This is a genomic window from Ornithinimicrobium murale (assembly GCF_003352835.1).
Taxonomy (GTDB): Bacteria; Actinomycetota; Actinomycetes; order Actinomycetales; family Dermatophilaceae; genus Ornithinicoccus; species Ornithinicoccus muralis.
In genome coordinates, this window is record NZ_QLVD01000019.1 from 430025 (window position 1) to 445595 (window position 15571).

Below are 15571 nucleotides of genomic sequence, written 5' to 3' on the forward strand. Positions count from 1 at the left end.
TGGTCGTGCGCTCGGTCGGATGGGTGGGTGGACTCAGGCTTGGCCGCGGTAGAAACCGACCCGGGCGAGAGGCTCGACGAGCTGCTCCTCCTCGTAGGAGAGGTGTGAGAGCAGCGTGTCGCTGAGGGCGTTCACGGCCTCATCCAGCCCGGAGAAGTCCCCCGGGTCGGAGACGAGCTCCACGAGCGCCCGGTCGACAGACTCGATGACGTCATGGATGACGACATGCTCCTGCTCGAGACGGTCCAGCACGGGAGCCAGCGACTGCTCGGCCGAACGCAGGTGCGGGAAGACCGAGGCGTCCTCCATGCCGTGGTGCTGGGTGACGGTGGCGCAGTAGCGGGCGCAGTAGGCGCCGAGCGTCCAGTTGTTCTGCTTCATGGTCATCTCGTTGAGCGAGGAGCGGGCCGAGCCCACGTCGAGGGTGTTGGCCTTGACCTGATCGATGATCGAGCGCACCTGCTTGAGTTCGTCGCGCAGCATGTCGTGCACATCGATCAGGTGCTTGCCCATCTGGGCCCCGCGCGCGGTGTAGCTGACCTCCGGCCCGGACTCGGCACGTCGAGGGCGGGTCGACTCGTCCCACGGCATCGAGGTGCCCAGGCGGGTGCCGTCGTCGGGGGTCGGTTGCACACCGAGCCGGTCGTACTGCCCCTGGGATGTCGTCGCGGTCGCGCCCGGTGCTGTCACCGCCGCGGTGCCGGATCCCGTGGAGGTCACGATGCGGCCGTGCGCGTCGCTTGCCGGCGCCGCCGCTGGCGTGTCGACCGGGGTGACCTGTGACTCGGCGGCCTCGCGCTCTCGGGCGACCATCTCCCGGACCGCCGGAGCGACCTCCTGACCAAAGACCTGGATGGTGCTCGGATCGTCGGTCGCCAGGATGAAACTGCCGATCCCGTGCGACAGGGCCAGCTCGGCGAGCCGTTCCACCCATGCGTCGGTCGCGCCGCGGGGCGGGTTGATGTTGAGCAGCCGGCGGACGTCGCGCGGGTCCCGGCCCGCTGTGTCGGCAGCCTCATCGATGATGGCATTGCCGGTGCGCAGGTCGTCATCGGACTTCAGATACCCCTCAGAGGGCAGCCAGCCGTCGGCAAGCCGACCCGTGACCCGCAGCATCCGGGGTTTATAGGCGCCCAGCCAGATGCCCACGTCGTGGGCCGGCGCCGGACCACGCTTGGCGCCGACAGCTCGGTGGAACTCACCCTCGACCCGCAGCACCGAGGTGTCACCGGCCGCCCAGATGCCGCGGATGACGGCGATCGCCTCCTCCAGCGCCTGCACCGACTGCCCGGGGGTAAGCCGCTCGGCGCCCATCGCGACCATGGCTTCCCAGAAGGCGCCGGTGCCCAGCCCGAGCTCGACCCGACCGTTGCTCAGCAGGTCCAGGCTGGCTGCCGAGCGGGCCAGCACGGCGGGCTGGCGCAGCGGGAGGTTGGCGACGTTGGGCGCCAGGTGCACGAGCTCGGTCCGCGCCGCGACATAGCTCAGGAGTGTCCACGTGTCGAGAAAACCGGGCTGGTAGGGGTGGTCCTGGAAGGTGACCAGATCCAGACCTGCCGTCTCGCTCAGCTGCGCGAGGGTCACCGCCTGCTGCGGCTGCTGGTTGGTCGGGGTGTGGAAGGTTCCGAACTGCAGCTCGTGGCCATAGTCCGTGGTGCCGGGAGTCGTCTGCGAGGTCACGTGGGGCACAACACCGCAGCGGCGGCGCTTTAGTCCCGGCAGGCTGGCCGCCTGATTGAGTGCCAGGGCGCGCAAAGCAGCGGCCGCCGGGCGACTGGCATCGGTTGAGTCCGCCATGCGCTCAGCCCATCGTGGTGGCCCACGTGTCAAGGGCCTCCTGCACTGCTGATCCGCCGCCTGCTGATCCGCGCGGTGCCGATGTCCCTGGTCGTGCGTCACCTGTGGAGCGTCAACTGGCGCCGCGCGACCCGGCCGGGCAGCGTCCCTAGGCTCGCTGGGTGCCGCGGCCCGCGACGACGGTGTAGACGCCCAGAGCCAGGGCGACCAGTGCGGCCGCACCACCGAGCCAGTCATAACCGAGGTACTGCACGACCACCCCCGCCAGCGCTCCGGCCGCGGCCGCGGACAGCCCCATCGTCAGGTCAGAGGCCCCCTGCACCGAGGCGCGGTCCTCCACCTGGGAACCCGCCGCAATGAGCCCGGAGCCGGCGACCATCGTGCAGGACCAGCCCAGGCCGAGCAGGAAGAGGGCGATCAGAAGACCCACTGACCACCCCGCCTGTGAGGTGGCTGCGAGGACACAGGCCGTGACCTGGAGCAGCACGCCCACCAGGATCACGGGCCGCGATCCCCAGCGGTCGGTCAGATAGCCGGCCACGGGTGACAGGCCGTACATGCCCAGGATGTGCATCGAGATGACGAACCCGATGACCTCCACCTCGGCGTGACCGTGGGACATGTGGATGGGGGTCATCACCATCACCGCCACCATCACGATGTGGCCACTGGTGATCGCGAGCGTGCCGAGCGCGATGGTGGGCGAGGCAAGGATGGCGCGCGCCCCGTGGACGACCGAACCCCGTTGCGCCACACGCTGGCCCGTGGGCTGCCCGTGATGGGCCAGGGCTCGTGCCGTCAGCAGCGGGTCCGGGCGCAGGAACAGGCTCACCACGGCCGCAGCGACCAGGAACCCGGCGGCGCTGAACAACCAGGCCCCGGCCAGGGGCGGGATGCCGATCACGTCCGAGACCGCCTTGGCCGGACCGAGCAGGTTGGGGCCCAGCACCGACCCGATCGTGGTCGCCCAGACCACCAGGCTGAGGTGGCGGCCGCGACGCCGTGGCGGGGCGAGGTCGACGGCGGCGTAGCGGGCCTGGCTGTTGGCCGTCGTCGAGGCGCCGAACAGGGCGGTGCCCAGCAGGAGCAGCCAGAAGCTGCCGAGGACAGCCGCTGTGATCGCGAGCCCGGCCCCGACGGTGCCGATGAGATAAGCGGTCACCAGGCCAGCGCGTCGTCCGCGCGCCGCCATCAGGGCAGCGATCGGGATGGTGATCAGGGCTCCGCCGAGGACCTGCGTGGTGTTGGCCAGTCCGGACAGGTCGTCACGCCCGCTGATGTCGGCGGCCATCAGGGCGGCGACGGCGATGCCGCTGGCCACGCCGACCCCGCCCAGGACCTGGCTCGACATCAGGGTGCCGACGGTTCGGGTCTGCAGCGAGTGGATCTCGGCGGGGAGCGGCGGCGACGAGGTCCCGGTCTGGTCCGCAGTGTGTGTCACCGGGACAGTCTGCCAGGGGCGCACCTGAGCCCTAGACCCGTGCTAACGGAGGGCGCTCGACTCCGGCGAACGTCGAGAGGTTAAGCCAGGTCGGCAGTGCACGCCGCGCCGAGGCGGTGCCCTCCAGCCGCAGCCCGTGGTCGCGTTGGGCCCGGGCCCAGCTGATGTCCCCGCGCCAGACCCGGACCAGGGTGCGCAGCGGGCTGATGACGTGGACCGTGGTCTCATAGCCGGGGTCGAAATCGCACAGATCGACCTCTCCGCCGCTGGCGACGACCCACCACTGGCCGTGCCCGCGGTCGGGGAGGTCGGTGAACTCGAAGCGCAGGACGGTCCGTCCGTCGGGCACCGCGTCGAGGGCCAGATTCCGATGGACGTCCCACATCAGCAGATGCGGGTCGAGATCCTCATCGCCGAGCTGGCTCATCCACCGAGCGCCCCACTCGCCCAAGGCCATGATGACCGGAGCCAGCTCCCGGCCACCCGGCGTGAGTTCATAACGCACCCGGCCGCCCTCCTCCTGCCGCAGGATGATCCCCACCCGGCTCAGGTCCCGCAATCGCTTGGACAGCAGTGCGGGGGACATCCGCGGCACACCCCGCCGCAGCTCGTTGAAGTGGTGGCTGCCGCACAGCAACTCCCGGATGATGAGCACAGTCCATCGCTCGTCCAGGACCTCCATGGTCTTGGCGAGCGGGCAGAACTGGCCATAGCCGTGCATCTCATGCCTCCGTCAGAACGAAGGCTACGCCCGTGCGTGCCCACCGGCCAGTGCCCGAGCCGGTACAGATCCGGAACCGGGCCGGTTCAGGACCAGAACTAGCCAGCCGGTATGCCGCGGGGGCACCGTGGAAGGACCTGTTCGTCCATCCACCAAGGAGTCCCGTGATGACTACCCTGTCCAGCTCCACACCACAGACAGACGCGACCTCACCGACTGCGGATCAACCACCGACGCCGGGCCCGACCGTTCCGGAACAGGCCGGGGTCCTGCTCGGGCACGTCGCCGGCTACATGGCCACCCGCATCATCGACATCGGGCTGACCTCCGGCCTCCTCCAGGCACTCGCGGACCAGCCCTCCCTCACCGTCCAGCAACTGGCGGACGCCCAGCAACTCGATGAGTTCTACACCTCCGTCTGGTGCCGGGGAGCATTCGGCGCCGGCGTCCTGGAGCGGGCCGGCGACGGCTATGCCCTGGCCCCGCACCTGTCGACCCTGCTGCTGGACCGGACCTCACCAGCGTTCGTGGGGGCCATGTTCCCCCTGGTCCAGCGCCCAGAGCTGTTCGGCCGCTTCGCCGCGTCCCTGCCCACGGGTGAGCGGATGTGGTGGAACGACACGAGCCCAGAGTGGATTGACGCGGTCGCCGGGACCGGCGGCCCCTTCTACACCCGGTTGATCCCTGGAGGGCTGAGCCAGGTGCCCGGCCTCGCGGAGCGGCTGGCCGCGGGCGGCACCATCGTGGACTCGGCGTGCGGAGCCGGCACCGGCCTGCTGCGTCTCGCCGAGCACTATCCGCAGTGCCGGGTCATCGGCATCGACGGTGACGCCCACTCGGTCCAGCGCGCACAGGAACGCGTGGCCACCGCCCGGCTGACCGACCGCGTCCAGGTGCACTGCCAGCCGCTGGAGCAGATGGAGCTCCCCGAGTCCGTCGCTCTGGTCGTCAACAATATCTCGATGCACGAGTGCCGAGACATCGACCGGGTCACCCAACGGGTGCTGGCCCTGCTGGAGCCGGGCGGCCGGTTCGTCATCTCTGACTTCCCCTTCCCGGAGTCGGACGCGGGCCTGCGGAGCGTGCCCGGTCGCCTCATGTCCGGCATCCAGTTCTTCGAGGCACAGATCGACGATCAACTGCTGCCACGGTCGGCCTACGACGACCTGCTGACCCGGCACGGGTTCGGCGAGCTCGGCACCGTTGCGCTGACCCCCGTGCATGCGCTGACCTGGGGTCGTCGTCAGGAGTGAGTCCCGTGTGACAGCGTGGGCGCTGTGCTGCCCTCACCCCGCGTGTTCGACCTGTTCGCGGTGCCTGAGCACCCGGTCCCGGTGGACGGCGGGCGGGGCCACAGCGTCCGCGCCGGCGACCTGGTCCTCTCTCCGGGCCGGGACGAGGCCACCGCCCAGTGGCTGAACCCGGTCCTGGCCCGGCTCTCCGCGGATCTGGACCACCAGGAGCCGAGATCCGTGCGGGTCGCCATGCCGATCCCGACCCGCGATCTGCGGTGGGTGGTGGACGGCTGGGGCGCCAGCCGCTTCGAGCCGGATGCCCGCCCGTGCCGTGACCTGGACGTCCTGCGCGCGACCGCGCGGCTGCTGCACGCCCATCTGGCATCCGCTGTCCCGGAGCCGCCAGCGGCGCTCGCCGCCCGGGATGACCGCTGGCGCCGCGCGGAGCAGGCGACCTTCGGGGAGGACCCGCCCCTCGGCATACTCGGTCCTGACCTGGCCGATGAATGGGTGAGGACGCCTGACCTCGGCCCCGGGCAGCTGGTCCACGCTGACCTGGCTGGCAACGTCCTGCTGGATGCCACGGGTCTGCCAGTGGTGATTGATGTGGCGCCATCCTGGCGGCCGGTGCTGTGGGCGGAGGCGGTCCTCGTGCTGGATGCCGTCCTCTGGCAGGGAGCCGACCCAGCGGTGCTGCGGGAGTGGAGCGCCGGCGACCGGCGACAGGCCATGCTGCGGGCCGCGCTCTTCCGGGTGCTCAGCGATCCCGAGCCCGACCCCGCGCGCTACCGGGCGGGCCTGGACGTCACGCCCGGGTGACTTTGCCGATGCCGTGGCGGTCGCCGTGCCGTCGGTCGCTGTGTCAGTGGCCGCGGCCTCAGTGCTCCCCGTCCTGGTGCTGGGCGACGGCGTCCTCGAAGCCCATACCGAGCTCGTCCAGCTCGTCAGGGTCCAGGCCCAGGGACTGCCGGACCCGCCAGCGCCCGGAGCACAGCAGACCCAGGTCGGCTGGTGGACCTTCAGTCTCCTCCACGAGGGCGATGCCGCGGTTGTACCACCCCAGGGCCTGCCTGGCCTCGCTCCGCACCTCCCAGATGCTGGCCATCGTCCAGTAGGTCTCGGGGTCGGCCGGTCGACTGCGGCGCAGGTCCTCCGAGACCGAGCGCGCCTCGTCGGGTCGGTCGAGCTGGAACAACAGCTCGGTCGCGAAGGCGCGCGGGTCCGCGCCCTCGGAGAGTCCGAGGTCGCTGGCGCGCAGGGCCTGCCGGACAGCTCCCTCGCGGTCGCCGGCCTCCGAGAGCTGGAAGGCCGCTCGCAGGACGATGTCACCGGGCCAGGCCCCGTCCTGCTCGTGGGGCTCGTCGGCCCAGCCCAGGAGCTGCTCGGCGGCCGCGTTGTGCGCGGCTGGTGAGGCCCCCTCCAGCCCCGAGTCGAAACGATCCAGCCAGTCCAGGTCGATAGGTTCACGCACGCGCCCAGCCTACGGCGTGTGATCTGGGATAAATCGGCTTGGTGGCTGTCAGTGCTGAGGGACAAGATGCCTCCTGTGACATCACCAGCTGCAGCCACAGGGTATCCCATCGTCGTCGCCGAGGACCTGACCAAGGTCTATGGACAGAACCGTGCCGTCGACGGGATCACCTTCAGCATCACCTCGGGGGAGTCCTTCGGCCTGCTCGGCCCCAACGGTGCAGGCAAGTCGACGACCATGCGGATGATCGGCGGGACCCTGACCCGCAGCGGCGGGACGATGCGAGTGGCCGGGCTGGACCCCGCCGAGCGCGGCCCCGAGGTGCGTGCCCACCTGGGCGTGGTGCCGCAGCAGGACAACCTCGACGAGGAGCTCACGGTCCGCGACAACCTGATCGTCTATGGCCGCTACTTCGGCCTGCCGCACTCCTACCTGCGCACCAAGGCCGACGAGCTGATCGAGTTCGCCCAGCTGACCGACAAGGCCAAGTCCAAGACCACCGCCCTCTCCGGTGGGATGAAACGTCGTCTGACGATTGCCCGCGCCCTGGTCAACGAGCCCAAGCTGCTGCTGCTCGACGAGCCGACCACCGGCCTGGACCCGCAGGCGCGCCACGTCCTCTGGGACCGGCTGTTCCGGCTCAAGGAGGTTGGGGTCACCCTGGTGGTCACCACGCACTTCATGGACGAGGCCGAGCAGCTGTGCGACCGGCTGATCGTCATCGACCACGGGCGCATCATGGCCGAGGGCAGTCCCCGCTCCCTGATCCGCGACTACGCCACCCGCGAGGTCCTGGAGGTCCGCTTCGGCGCGCAGCGCAACGCGGCGGTCGTGGACCAGCTGGCCGACGTGGCCACCCGGCTGGAGGTCCTGCCGGACCGGATCCTGGTCTACACCGACGACGGCGAGGCGGCCCTGGAGGAGATCTCGGCCCGTGGGCTGACCCCGATCACCTCCCTGGTGCGGCGCTCGTCCCTGGAGGACGTCTTCCTCCGGCTGACCGGACGGACCCTCGTTGACTGACACCGCCCACGACCTGCAGCGCCTCGCCGCCTCCGGCCGGGTCCCACCCCCGGAGGTGATGGCCGCCCGTGCCCGCCGTTGGGGGTGGTGGTACTACGTCGAGTACTGGCTGCGCACCGCCAAGGCGTGGGCTCAGTCCATCGTCATCTACATGATCGGTGAGCCGCTGCTCTACCTGATCGCGCTCGGCGTTGGCCTGGGCACCCTGGTCGACAGTGGGGTGGGCACCGTCGATGGGGTCTCCTACCTGGTCTTCGTGGCCCCCGCCCTGCTGATCTCCACGGTCGTCATGTCCACCGGTGGTGAGCTGACCTACCCGGTCATGGCCGGGTTCAAGTGGGACCGGCTCTACTACGGGCCGCACGCCACACCGGTGACACCCGCGCAGATCGGCACCGGCCAGTTCGTCGGGGTGATGCTGCGGTTCGTCGTCCAGGCCGCGATCTTCTGGGCGATCATGGTCGCCTTCGGTGCCGTGCCGCGCGGCGTGCTGGTCTCCGCCCTGGTGATCCCGATCGGTGTCCTCTCCGCCGCCGCCTTCGGCGCGCTGCTGCAGGCCTATGCCTCGACACTGCGAGACGAGGGCTATCAGTTCGCCTTCGTCCAGCGCTTCGTCATCATGCCGATGTTCCTGTTCGCCGGCACCTTCTTCCCGTTGTCCTCGATGCCGATCTACCTGCACTGGATCGGCTGGATCTCCCCGGTGTGGCACGGCACCCAACTGGCTCGCCAGGTCACCTACGGGGCGGTCGAAACGGTGTGGCTCACCATCGTCCACGTGCTCTTCCTGTCCCTGTGCACCCTGGTCGGAGTGCGCTGGATGCGCCGCAGCTACACCCAGCGGATGGGGGCCTGATGAGTGCGCCGAGCCAGGACCGCGCCACCGAGAGCGCACCCGTGATCCCCGAGTTTCCAACGGACCGTCCGCTGGCCGCGATCTATGGCCGCAACGCACGGTCAGTCATCGAGCGCGGCTTCAAGGTCATCGCCCGACAGAACTGGGCGGTGCTGGTGTCCGGCTTCTTCGAGCCGGTGCTCTACCTCCTGGCCATGGGCCTGGGTCTGGGCGCCCTCGTCGGTGAGGTGAGCGGGCCGGGCGGGAGCTCCATCCCCTACACGGCCTACATTGCTCCCGCGCTGCTGGCGACCTCGGCGATGAACGGCGCGATCTACGACTCCACCTGGAATGTCTTCTTCAAGCTGCGCTTCGCCAGGGTCTACCACGCGATGCTGCAGACGTCACTCGGCCCGATGGACGTGGCCCTGGGCGAGATCTTCCTGGCCCTGTTCCGTGGCTTTCTCTATGCCTGTGGGTTCATGGCGGTGATGCTCGTCATGGGCCTGGTCACCTCACCGTGGGCGATCCTCATGGTCCCGGTGGCACTGCTCATCGCAGTCGGCTTCGCCAGCGTCGGAATGGCCGTGACGTCCTATCTGAAGTCGTTCCAGCAGATGGACGTCATCAACTTCGTGATGCTGCCGATGTTCCTGTTCTCCGCGACCCTCTACCCGATCGAGGTCTTCCCCGAGGTGATCCAGTGGTTCATCAAGGCGATGCCTCTGTGGCACGGGGTCGAACTGATGCGGCACCTGGCCGTCGGGTTCGTCTCGGGAGCGACCCTCGGCCACGCGCTGTACTTCGTGGCGATGACGGTCTTCGGTGTCTGGTTCACGACGGTCCGGCTGCGCGCGCTGTTCCTGCGCTAGCCCGACCGAGCGCACCAGGACCCGACTTCTCACGCGACCGGGCTCACTGACGCGGCCATCTGGGGAGGTGGACGTCGGGGCCCAGTGGCACGGTGGAGACATGGACACCTACACGCACAAGGATCTGCTTGATGCTGGCCTCACCGACTGGCGTGACCTGGCACAGGGGCTGCACGCACGCTTCGCGACCGGAGACTTCGCAACCGGGCTGCGCTTCGTGGACGCCGTCGGGCGGGCGGCCGAGGAGGCTGGCCACCACCCTGACGTGACCCTCACCTATCCGTGGGTCGACATCTCCCTGATCAGCCACGACGTCGGCGCCCTCACGGGCCGGGATGTCGAGTTGGCACAACAGATCAGCACGATCGCCCGCGACCAGGACATCGAGGCGCGACCAGCCGACCTCGTCCAGGTGGAGCTCGCCCTCGACTCCGCCGACATTCCAGGGGTCGGGCCGTTCTGGGCCGCCCTGCTGCGGGGTGACACAGCGGCACTCCAGGGCGGCGATGTGGTGGGCGACGCGCGGGTGCCGTTGCTGTGGTTCCAGGACACCGACGAACACCAGACCCCGCGTCAGCGCTTCCACCTCGACGTGTGGGTCCCGGCCGAGCTGGCCCAGGACCGCATCGCGGCCGCTCTCGCCGCGGGCGGCACCATGGTGGACGAGGAAGCGGCACCGGCCCTTGTCGTCCTGGCCGATGCCGAGGGCAACCGCGCCTGCGTCTGCACCGCTGAGCGCTGAGCGGCGGTGGCGGCGCGGGTCGCATCGGGGCTAGGCGCGGCCGCGACGGCCGTGAGTCTGCCGCGGGCCGGAGGTTGACCGGCGGCGGGAAGCCGACCGGCGGCGGGAAGTGGACCGACGGCGGGTCCGGCGCAGCGTCAGGACCGCACTGTCGGACCGGGGAGCGGGATCGAACGCACCCGCGGGCACGTGCAGACCCACCTCCGCACTGAAACCTAGGGGCGGGCTGGCCTGATAGCGCCGCGCCATCCACCGTGGAACGACCAGATCGGCCCTGGTCAGGTGACTGCGGTGATCGGTGAGCCGGCGCAGCAGAGCTGCGCACACGGCATACGGCGGGTTGGCGACCACACGGAACGGCCGGCCGGGGAGAGGCACCTGCAGGATGTCGGCCTCGACCACCGTCACTGTTGACGCATCGAAGCGACGACGCAGCGCCTCCGCGCGGCCGCGGTGCAACTCCACCGCCACGGTGCGGGCGCGGCGACTGACCAACGGCCCGGTGAGCGCGCCGGTGCCCGCTCCCAGATCCAGGACCAGCTCACCAGGTCGCACTCCGACGGTCCCGACGACTCGGTCAGCCCACGTGCTCCGCAGCAGGTGCCGGCCCCAGCGTCGCCCGGCCCCGGACACGAAGCACCATCATCATGAACTGACTCATGTCGATCACCGTAGGGACGTCAGCGACCACTCCTCAACGGGTTTCTCACCAGGGCCGGCCCGGACAACTGGGCGCGCGATGGGGCGGGGCATTAACCGGTTGGGCGTCAGCCGCTGTCGGTCTAGGGTCGGGGCCGTGACCAACGCCGCACCGACGCTAACTGAGCTCGCCGAGGCCTTCGGGCTGGTCGAGCTGCACGCCGAGTCGCTGACCCGCTTTGCCCGGGTGCACCGCGGCCGCACCACCGACGGCAGAGAGGTGGTGCTCAAGGTGGCCGGGAGCCGCTCGGACCGGGTGAATGCGATGGCGAGGTGGCAGCGGGACCTGGCGACCTCCGGGGTGCCGGTGGTCGCAGCCCTGGACCTGGCCGTGCCGAACCCGCAGCAGGTGGGGGAGGACTGGTGGGTGGTCTATCCGTTCCTGGACGGGGCGGCCTACCACGGCGCTCCTGAGCAGATCGAGTCGGCCGGGGAGCTGCTGGGCAGGATCCACGCCGCCGGTGCTGCGACCGAGGGGCTGCGCGACTACGAGTGGCCCGACACTTCGCACGAGGAGGTCCTGGCTGACCTGGAGACGCTGGAGGGTGTCCTCTCCGCGCAGAACGACCCGGAGGCCTTCGCGGCGGTGCGTGACCTCGGGCGCCGGTGGTGGGAGCACAAGGACGCCCTGGAGTCGCGGGACGCCGACCTGCCGCGGTGCGGCGGATCCAGCGACTACAAGGCCAACAACCTCATCTGGACGGGTGCGACCCCGACGCTGGTCGACCCTGACAACGGCGGGCACGAGCCGCGTCTGTTCGAGCTCGCACTCGTCGCGGCGCTCTTCCACAACGAGTGTGACGGTGCTCCTGCTCGGTTGCTGACCCGGCAGGAGTGGTCGCGCTTCCTCACCGGCTACACCCGGCACGTGGAACTCACCGCAGCAGAGCTGGAGCTGTGGCCGCTCGTGCTGGATCACATCCTGTGGGAAGAGGGCACCTGGGTGCTGGAGGACAACGACGAGGCGGCCTGGGCCGATCCGCGGCAGCGTGGCTATCTGCTGGGTCTCGCCCGCGCCAACGTCGACCGCTTCCCGCTGCTCCCGAGCGCGACGCCCGCGGTGATGACGGGGGCACCGGAGGCCAACTCCGGCTCATAGACCCGATCCATGGTGGTGACCACTCAGTGGATCGCCCGGACTGCCATCGGCTCGTCCTGCCTGTCAGGAAAATCCCATAGCGCTCTGCATGGTGCGCAAACTGCCATGTACGTTCTGCATTCTGTCCGCTATTTGACGCCAGATGCAGAGCGCTGGGTGCGGTAGGGCACCAGATGCAGAGCGCTGGGTGCGGTAGGGCACCAGATGCAGAGCGCAGATGCCCCCTGTCTCGACGGCCGCCTCACCCGACCCACTGTGGGGCCGGGCGCCGGCGCGGCGGGCGACCCCGCGGCATACAGTCGGACAACCGCGCCCGCCGGGCAGCCACGGAAAGGAGCCGCAGTGATGGAGTCGCACGCCACGGGTGAGTCGCAGCCGCTGCTCGAGGAGACCATCGGGGTCAACTTCGAGCGGACCGCAGCGATGCACGCGGACCGGGAAGCGCTCGTCGAGGTCGCGACCGGGCGCCGGTGGACCTGGGCGGAGCTGGACGCTGACGTGAACGCCCTCGCCCGAGGGTTGCTCGGTGCCGGCATCGCTCGCGGCGACCGGGTCGGGATCTGGGCGCCCAACTGCGCGGAGTGGACTCTGACGCAGTACGCCACCGCCAAGATCGGCGCGATCCTGGTGAACATCAACCCGTCTTACCGCACCCACGAGCTGGCATACGCCGTCAACCAGAGCGGGCTGCGGATGATGCTGTCTGCCAGCAGTTTCAAGACCAGTGACTACCGCGGGATGCTCGAGCAGACCGCGGCCGAGTGCCCGGTGCTGAAGCGGGTCGTCTATGTCGACACCGACGACTGGTCCGCGCTCCTGGCGGAGGGGGAGGAGCTGCCGCCGGATGCCGTCGCGGAGCGGATGGCCGAGCTGGAGCCCACCGACGCGATCAACATCCAGTACACCTCCGGCACGACCGGCCGTCCCAAGGGGGCCACGCTCAGCCACCGCAATATCCTCAACAACGGCTACTTCGTCACCGAGCTGATCAACTTCACCGAGCAGGACCGGCTCTGCATCCCCGTGCCCTTCTACCACTGCTTCGGCATGGTGATGGCCAACATCGGCTGCACCACCCACGGGGCGACCATGGTGATCCCCGGACCGGGCTTCGACGCCGAGGCCACTCTGCGCACCGTCGCCGAGGAGCGATGCACGGGGCTCTACGGCGTGCCGACGATGTTCATCGCGATGCAGAACCACCCGACCTTCGCCGACCACGACCTGTCGACCCTGCGCACGGGCATCATGGCCGGTTCGCCGTGCCCGGTCGAGGTGATGAAGAAGTGCGTCGACCTGATGCACATGTCCGAGGTCTCCATCGCCTACGGCATGACCGAGACCTCGCCGGTGAGCACCCAGACCCGCAGTGACGACGACCTGGAGCGACGCACGGAGACGATCGGCCGGGTGCATCCCAACCTGGAGATCAAGGTCATCGAACCGGCCACGGGGGAGACCGTGCCGCGCGGGGCCACGGGAGAGCTGTGCACCCGCGGCTACTCGGTGATGCTCGGCTACTGGGAGGACGAGGCGAAGACCGCCGAGGTGCTGGACGCCGACGGCTGGATGCACACCGGTGACCTGGCCGTGATGCGCGAGGACGGCTACTGCACCATCGTCGGACGCAGCAAGGACATGGTGATCCGCGGCGGAGAGAACATCTATCCCCGCGAGATCGAGGAGTTCCTCTACACCCACCCCGACGTCCAGGATGTGCAGGTGGTGGGGGTCCCGGACGAGCGGTACGGCGAAGAGCTCTGCGCCTGGATCCAGGTCAAGGAGGGCGCTGCGCCGTTGACGGCCGAGGCGGTGCGCGACTTCGCGACGGGCCAGCTGGCGCACTACAAGATCCCGCGCTATGTCATGGTCGTCGAGGAGTTCCCGATCACGGTCACCGGCAAGGTGCGCAAGGTGGAGATGCGCGAGGTGTCTGCCAAGCAGCTGGGGCTGACGGACTGACGCTGGCCGGTGACACTTGGGCGGGGGCACTAGCGTGCCCGTGACCTGGTATGCCGACAGCTGGCCCGCGCGCGAGTCTCGCCTGGCCCTCAGAGCACCTTGGACAGGAACGCCTGGGTCCGGCGGTGCTGCGGGTTGGTGAGGACCTCGGTGGGGTCGCCCTCCTCCACGATGACGCCGCCGTCCATGAAGACCAGCTTGTCGCCGACCTCGCGGGCGAAGCCCATCTCGTGCGTGACGACCATCATGGTCATGCCCTCGTGGGCGAGCTTGCGCATCACGTCGAGGACGTCGCCCACGAGCTCGGGGTCGAGGGCCGAGGTGGGCTCGTCGAAGAGCATCATGTCGGGGTTCATCGACAGGGCCCGGGCGATCGCCACCCGCTGCTGCTGACCACCGGACAGGTGGGCGGGATAGGCGCCCTCCTTGTCCTCCAGTCCGACCTTGGCGAGGTTCTCACGAGCGATCGCGACCGCCTCGGTCCGGCCCCGCTTCTTGGCCCGCTGCTGAGCGATGGTCAGATTGCGCAGCACCGTCATGTGCCCGAACAGGTTGAACTGCTGGAAGACCATGCCGATCCGGGAGCGCACCCGGTCGAGCTCGGTGTCCGGGTCGGTGATGTCGATGCCCTCGACGAAGATCTGCCCGGACGTGGGCTCCTCGAGCCGGTTCACGCACCGCAGCAGCGTCGACTTGCCCGACCCGGACGGGCCGATGACACAGACCACCTGGCCGCTGTTGACGTGGAAGTCGATGCCGGTGAGCACCTCGTTGTCGCCGAAGCTCTTGTGCAGGTCGCGCACCTCGATCGCGGGCGCCCTGCGGTCGAGCTCCTGGTGGGGGTTGAGCTCTGTCATCACCGGCTCCTCTTCTGCTTGCTCTCCAGATACGCCACCAGGCGGGTCAGCGGGAGGGTGATGGCCAGGTAGAGGAGCGCGGCAAACATCAGGGTGGTCGCCGTGCCGGCCGAGGGCCCGCTGGACATGAAGTCCCGGGCGAGAGTCGTGAGCTCCTTCTGGTTGGCGGCCAACCCCACGACGAACAGCAGCGAGGTGTCCTTGAGCAGGATCACCAGCTCGTTGGTCAGGGGTGGGATGACGATCCGCAGTGCCTGCGGCATCACGATGGAGGCCATCGTCCACGGCGCGTTCATCCCGAGGGACCGGGCCGCCTCGGCCTGCCCCTTGGGCACCGCCTCGATGCCCGCTCGCAGCGTCTCGGCCATGTAGGCACCGGCGACCAGCATGAGGGCGACCAGCCCCGCACCGACGGTGCCGCCGGGTGGTCGCCAGTCGAAGGCGATCGGCACGCCGAGCGCCATGAAGATGATGACGACCAGGGCGGGCAGCCCCCGGAACAGTTCGATGTAGCCCGTCGCCAACCACCGGAAGGGCGCGATCGGCGCCAGTTTCATCAGCACCAGGAACACGGCCAGCACGAAGCCACCGATGAAGGACACGAGGGTGTAGAGGATGGTGTTCTTGACACCGACAAAGACCATGTCCCGCCAGTTGCCGGTGAATCCCTCGGTCAGGAAGAAGTTGCTCCTGATCGCCTCCCAGTTGGCGACGAGGACGAAGGCGATGACGATCGCCAGGAAGACCGCATACAGCGACAGCGTCATCAGGCGCGTGCGCGTGCTCCGGGTCATCGGTTATCCCTCGTCCTCGTCGT

General features: G+C 69.3%; 14 protein-coding genes and 2 pseudogenes. 8 read left to right on the forward strand and 8 right to left on the reverse strand.

Features of this window, described 5'->3' with window-relative positions:
• Nucleotides 1-33: 33 nt before the first annotated feature.
• The 4 genes and pseudogenes from DPQ65_RS16505 to DPQ65_RS08830 form a co-directional block, all read right to left on the reverse strand.
• Nucleotides 34-813, reverse strand: coding sequence for a hemerythrin domain-containing protein (locus DPQ65_RS16505; RefSeq protein ID WP_420330081.1), 780 nt, complete (start codon nt 811-813; stop codon nt 34-36).
• A gap of 42 nt (nt 814-855) precedes the next feature.
• Nucleotides 856-2034, reverse strand: a pseudogene (locus DPQ65_RS16510) (LLM class flavin-dependent oxidoreductase); the annotation flags it as partial.
• Nucleotides 1946-3238, reverse strand: coding sequence for an MFS transporter (locus tag DPQ65_RS08825; protein WP_238146750.1), 1293 nt, complete (start codon nt 3236-3238; stop codon nt 1946-1948). The gene DPQ65_RS08825 and the pseudogene DPQ65_RS16510, both read right to left, overlap by 89 nt.
• Before the next feature lie 31 nt (nt 3239-3269).
• Nucleotides 3270-3959 carry a winged helix-turn-helix transcriptional regulator gene (locus tag DPQ65_RS08830; protein ID WP_114906949.1) on the reverse strand — a complete coding sequence of 230 codons (690 nt, stop codon included), beginning with the start codon at nt 3957-3959 and terminating at the stop codon, nt 3270-3272.
• Nucleotides 3960-4126: 167 nt separating this feature from the next.
• Between DPQ65_RS08830 and DPQ65_RS08835 the strand changes: the two genes are divergently transcribed.
• A complete protein-coding gene (locus tag DPQ65_RS08835; protein ID WP_114906950.1) occupies nt 4127-5212 on the forward strand; it encodes a class I SAM-dependent methyltransferase in 1086 nt (361 codons plus the stop codon).
• 24 nt (nt 5213-5236) lie between these two features.
• Nucleotides 5237-6013 carry an aminoglycoside phosphotransferase gene (locus DPQ65_RS08840; protein ID WP_114906951.1) on the forward strand — a complete coding sequence of 259 codons (777 nt, stop codon included), beginning with the start codon at nt 5237-5239 and terminating at the stop codon, nt 6011-6013.
• A 58-nt stretch (nt 6014-6071) separates the two neighbouring features.
• On the opposite strand, the gene DPQ65_RS08845 is transcribed toward DPQ65_RS08840, so the two are convergent.
• Nucleotides 6072-6665: a hypothetical protein gene (locus DPQ65_RS08845; RefSeq protein WP_114906952.1), complete on the reverse strand. Its 594-nt coding sequence runs from the start codon at nt 6663-6665 to the stop codon at nt 6072-6074.
• Between the two features lie 66 nt (nt 6666-6731).
• Between DPQ65_RS08845 and DPQ65_RS08850 the strand changes: the two genes are divergently transcribed.
• From DPQ65_RS08850 to DPQ65_RS08865, 4 genes are all read left to right on the forward strand, one after another.
• Entirely contained in the window at nt 6732-7688 is a 957-nt protein-coding gene (locus DPQ65_RS08850; protein ID WP_114906953.1) for an ABC transporter ATP-binding protein, read from the forward strand.
• Complete coding sequence (locus tag DPQ65_RS08855; protein ID WP_238146751.1) at nt 7681-8544, forward strand: ABC transporter permease; 864 nt, start codon at nt 7681-7683, stop codon at nt 8542-8544. Before DPQ65_RS08850 ends, DPQ65_RS08855 begins: the two co-directional genes overlap by 8 nt.
• Nucleotides 8544-9395 (forward strand): ABC transporter permease, encoded by an 852-nt coding sequence (locus tag DPQ65_RS08860; RefSeq protein ID WP_114906954.1) that lies wholly within the window; start codon nt 8544-8546, stop codon nt 9393-9395. Before DPQ65_RS08855 ends, DPQ65_RS08860 begins: the two co-directional genes overlap by 1 nt.
• A 100-nt stretch (nt 9396-9495) precedes the next feature.
• The gene (locus DPQ65_RS08865) at nt 9496-10137 is read left to right on the forward strand and encodes a 4a-hydroxytetrahydrobiopterin dehydratase (protein ID WP_114907022.1); all 642 of its coding nucleotides are present in this window, start codon (nt 9496-9498) and stop codon (nt 10135-10137) included.
• Between the two features lie 120 nt (nt 10138-10257).
• Here DPQ65_RS08865 and DPQ65_RS08870 read toward each other — a convergent pair.
• Nucleotides 10258-10770 (reverse strand): annotated as a pseudogene (locus DPQ65_RS08870) (23S rRNA (adenine(2058)-N(6))-methyltransferase Erm(C)); the annotation flags it as partial.
• Nucleotides 10771-10933: 163 nt separating this feature from the next.
• Between DPQ65_RS08870 and DPQ65_RS08875 the strand changes: the two are divergent.
• Nucleotides 10934-11935: a phosphotransferase enzyme family protein gene (locus tag DPQ65_RS08875; protein ID WP_162802128.1), complete on the forward strand. Its 1002-nt coding sequence runs from the start codon at nt 10934-10936 to the stop codon at nt 11933-11935.
• Between the two features lie 345 nt (nt 11936-12280).
• The gene (locus DPQ65_RS08880; RefSeq protein ID WP_114906957.1) at nt 12281-13897 is read left to right on the forward strand and encodes an AMP-binding protein; all 1617 of its coding nucleotides are present in this window, start codon (nt 12281-12283) and stop codon (nt 13895-13897) included.
• Between the two features lie 89 nt (nt 13898-13986).
• Here DPQ65_RS08880 and DPQ65_RS08885 read toward each other — a convergent pair whose 3' ends face one another.
• Nucleotides 13987-14754: an amino acid ABC transporter ATP-binding protein gene (locus DPQ65_RS08885; protein WP_202863057.1), complete on the reverse strand. Its 768-nt coding sequence runs from the start codon at nt 14752-14754 to the stop codon at nt 13987-13989.
• A complete protein-coding gene (locus DPQ65_RS08890) occupies nt 14754-15548 on the reverse strand; it encodes an amino acid ABC transporter permease (RefSeq protein ID WP_114906959.1) in 795 nt (264 codons plus the stop codon). Before DPQ65_RS08890 ends, DPQ65_RS08885 begins: the two co-directional genes overlap by 1 nt.
• Between the last annotated feature and the right edge of the window lie 23 nt (nt 15549-15571).

Bases quoted from the DNA above. Each gene is read 5' to 3' on its own strand.
- DPQ65_RS16505 (WP_420330081.1), bottom strand. From the start codon at position 813: ATGGTCGCCCGAGAGCGCGAGGCCGCCGAGTCACAGGTCACCCCGGTC.
- DPQ65_RS08830 (WP_114906949.1), bottom strand. From the start codon at position 3,959: ATGCACGGCTATGGCCAGTTCTGCCCGCTCGCCAAGACCATGGAGGTC.
- DPQ65_RS08835 (WP_114906950.1), top strand. From the start codon at position 4,127: ATGACTACCCTGTCCAGCTCCACACCACAGACAGACGCGACCTCACCG.
- DPQ65_RS08850 (WP_114906953.1), top strand. From the start codon at position 6,732: ATGCCTCCTGTGACATCACCAGCTGCAGCCACAGGGTATCCCATCGTC.
- DPQ65_RS08860 (WP_114906954.1), top strand. From the start codon at position 8,544: ATGAGTGCGCCGAGCCAGGACCGCGCCACCGAGAGCGCACCCGTGATC.
- DPQ65_RS08865 (WP_114907022.1), top strand. From the start codon at position 9,496: ATGGACACCTACACGCACAAGGATCTGCTTGATGCTGGCCTCACCGAC.
- DPQ65_RS08880 (WP_114906957.1), top strand. From the start codon at position 12,281: ATGGAGTCGCACGCCACGGGTGAGTCGCAGCCGCTGCTCGAGGAGACC.
- DPQ65_RS08885 (WP_202863057.1), bottom strand. From the start codon at position 14,754: ATGACAGAGCTCAACCCCCACCAGGAGCTCGACCGCAGGGCGCCCGCG.
- DPQ65_RS08890 (WP_114906959.1), bottom strand. From the start codon at position 15,548: ATGACCCGGAGCACGCGCACGCGCCTGATGACGCTGTCGCTGTATGCG.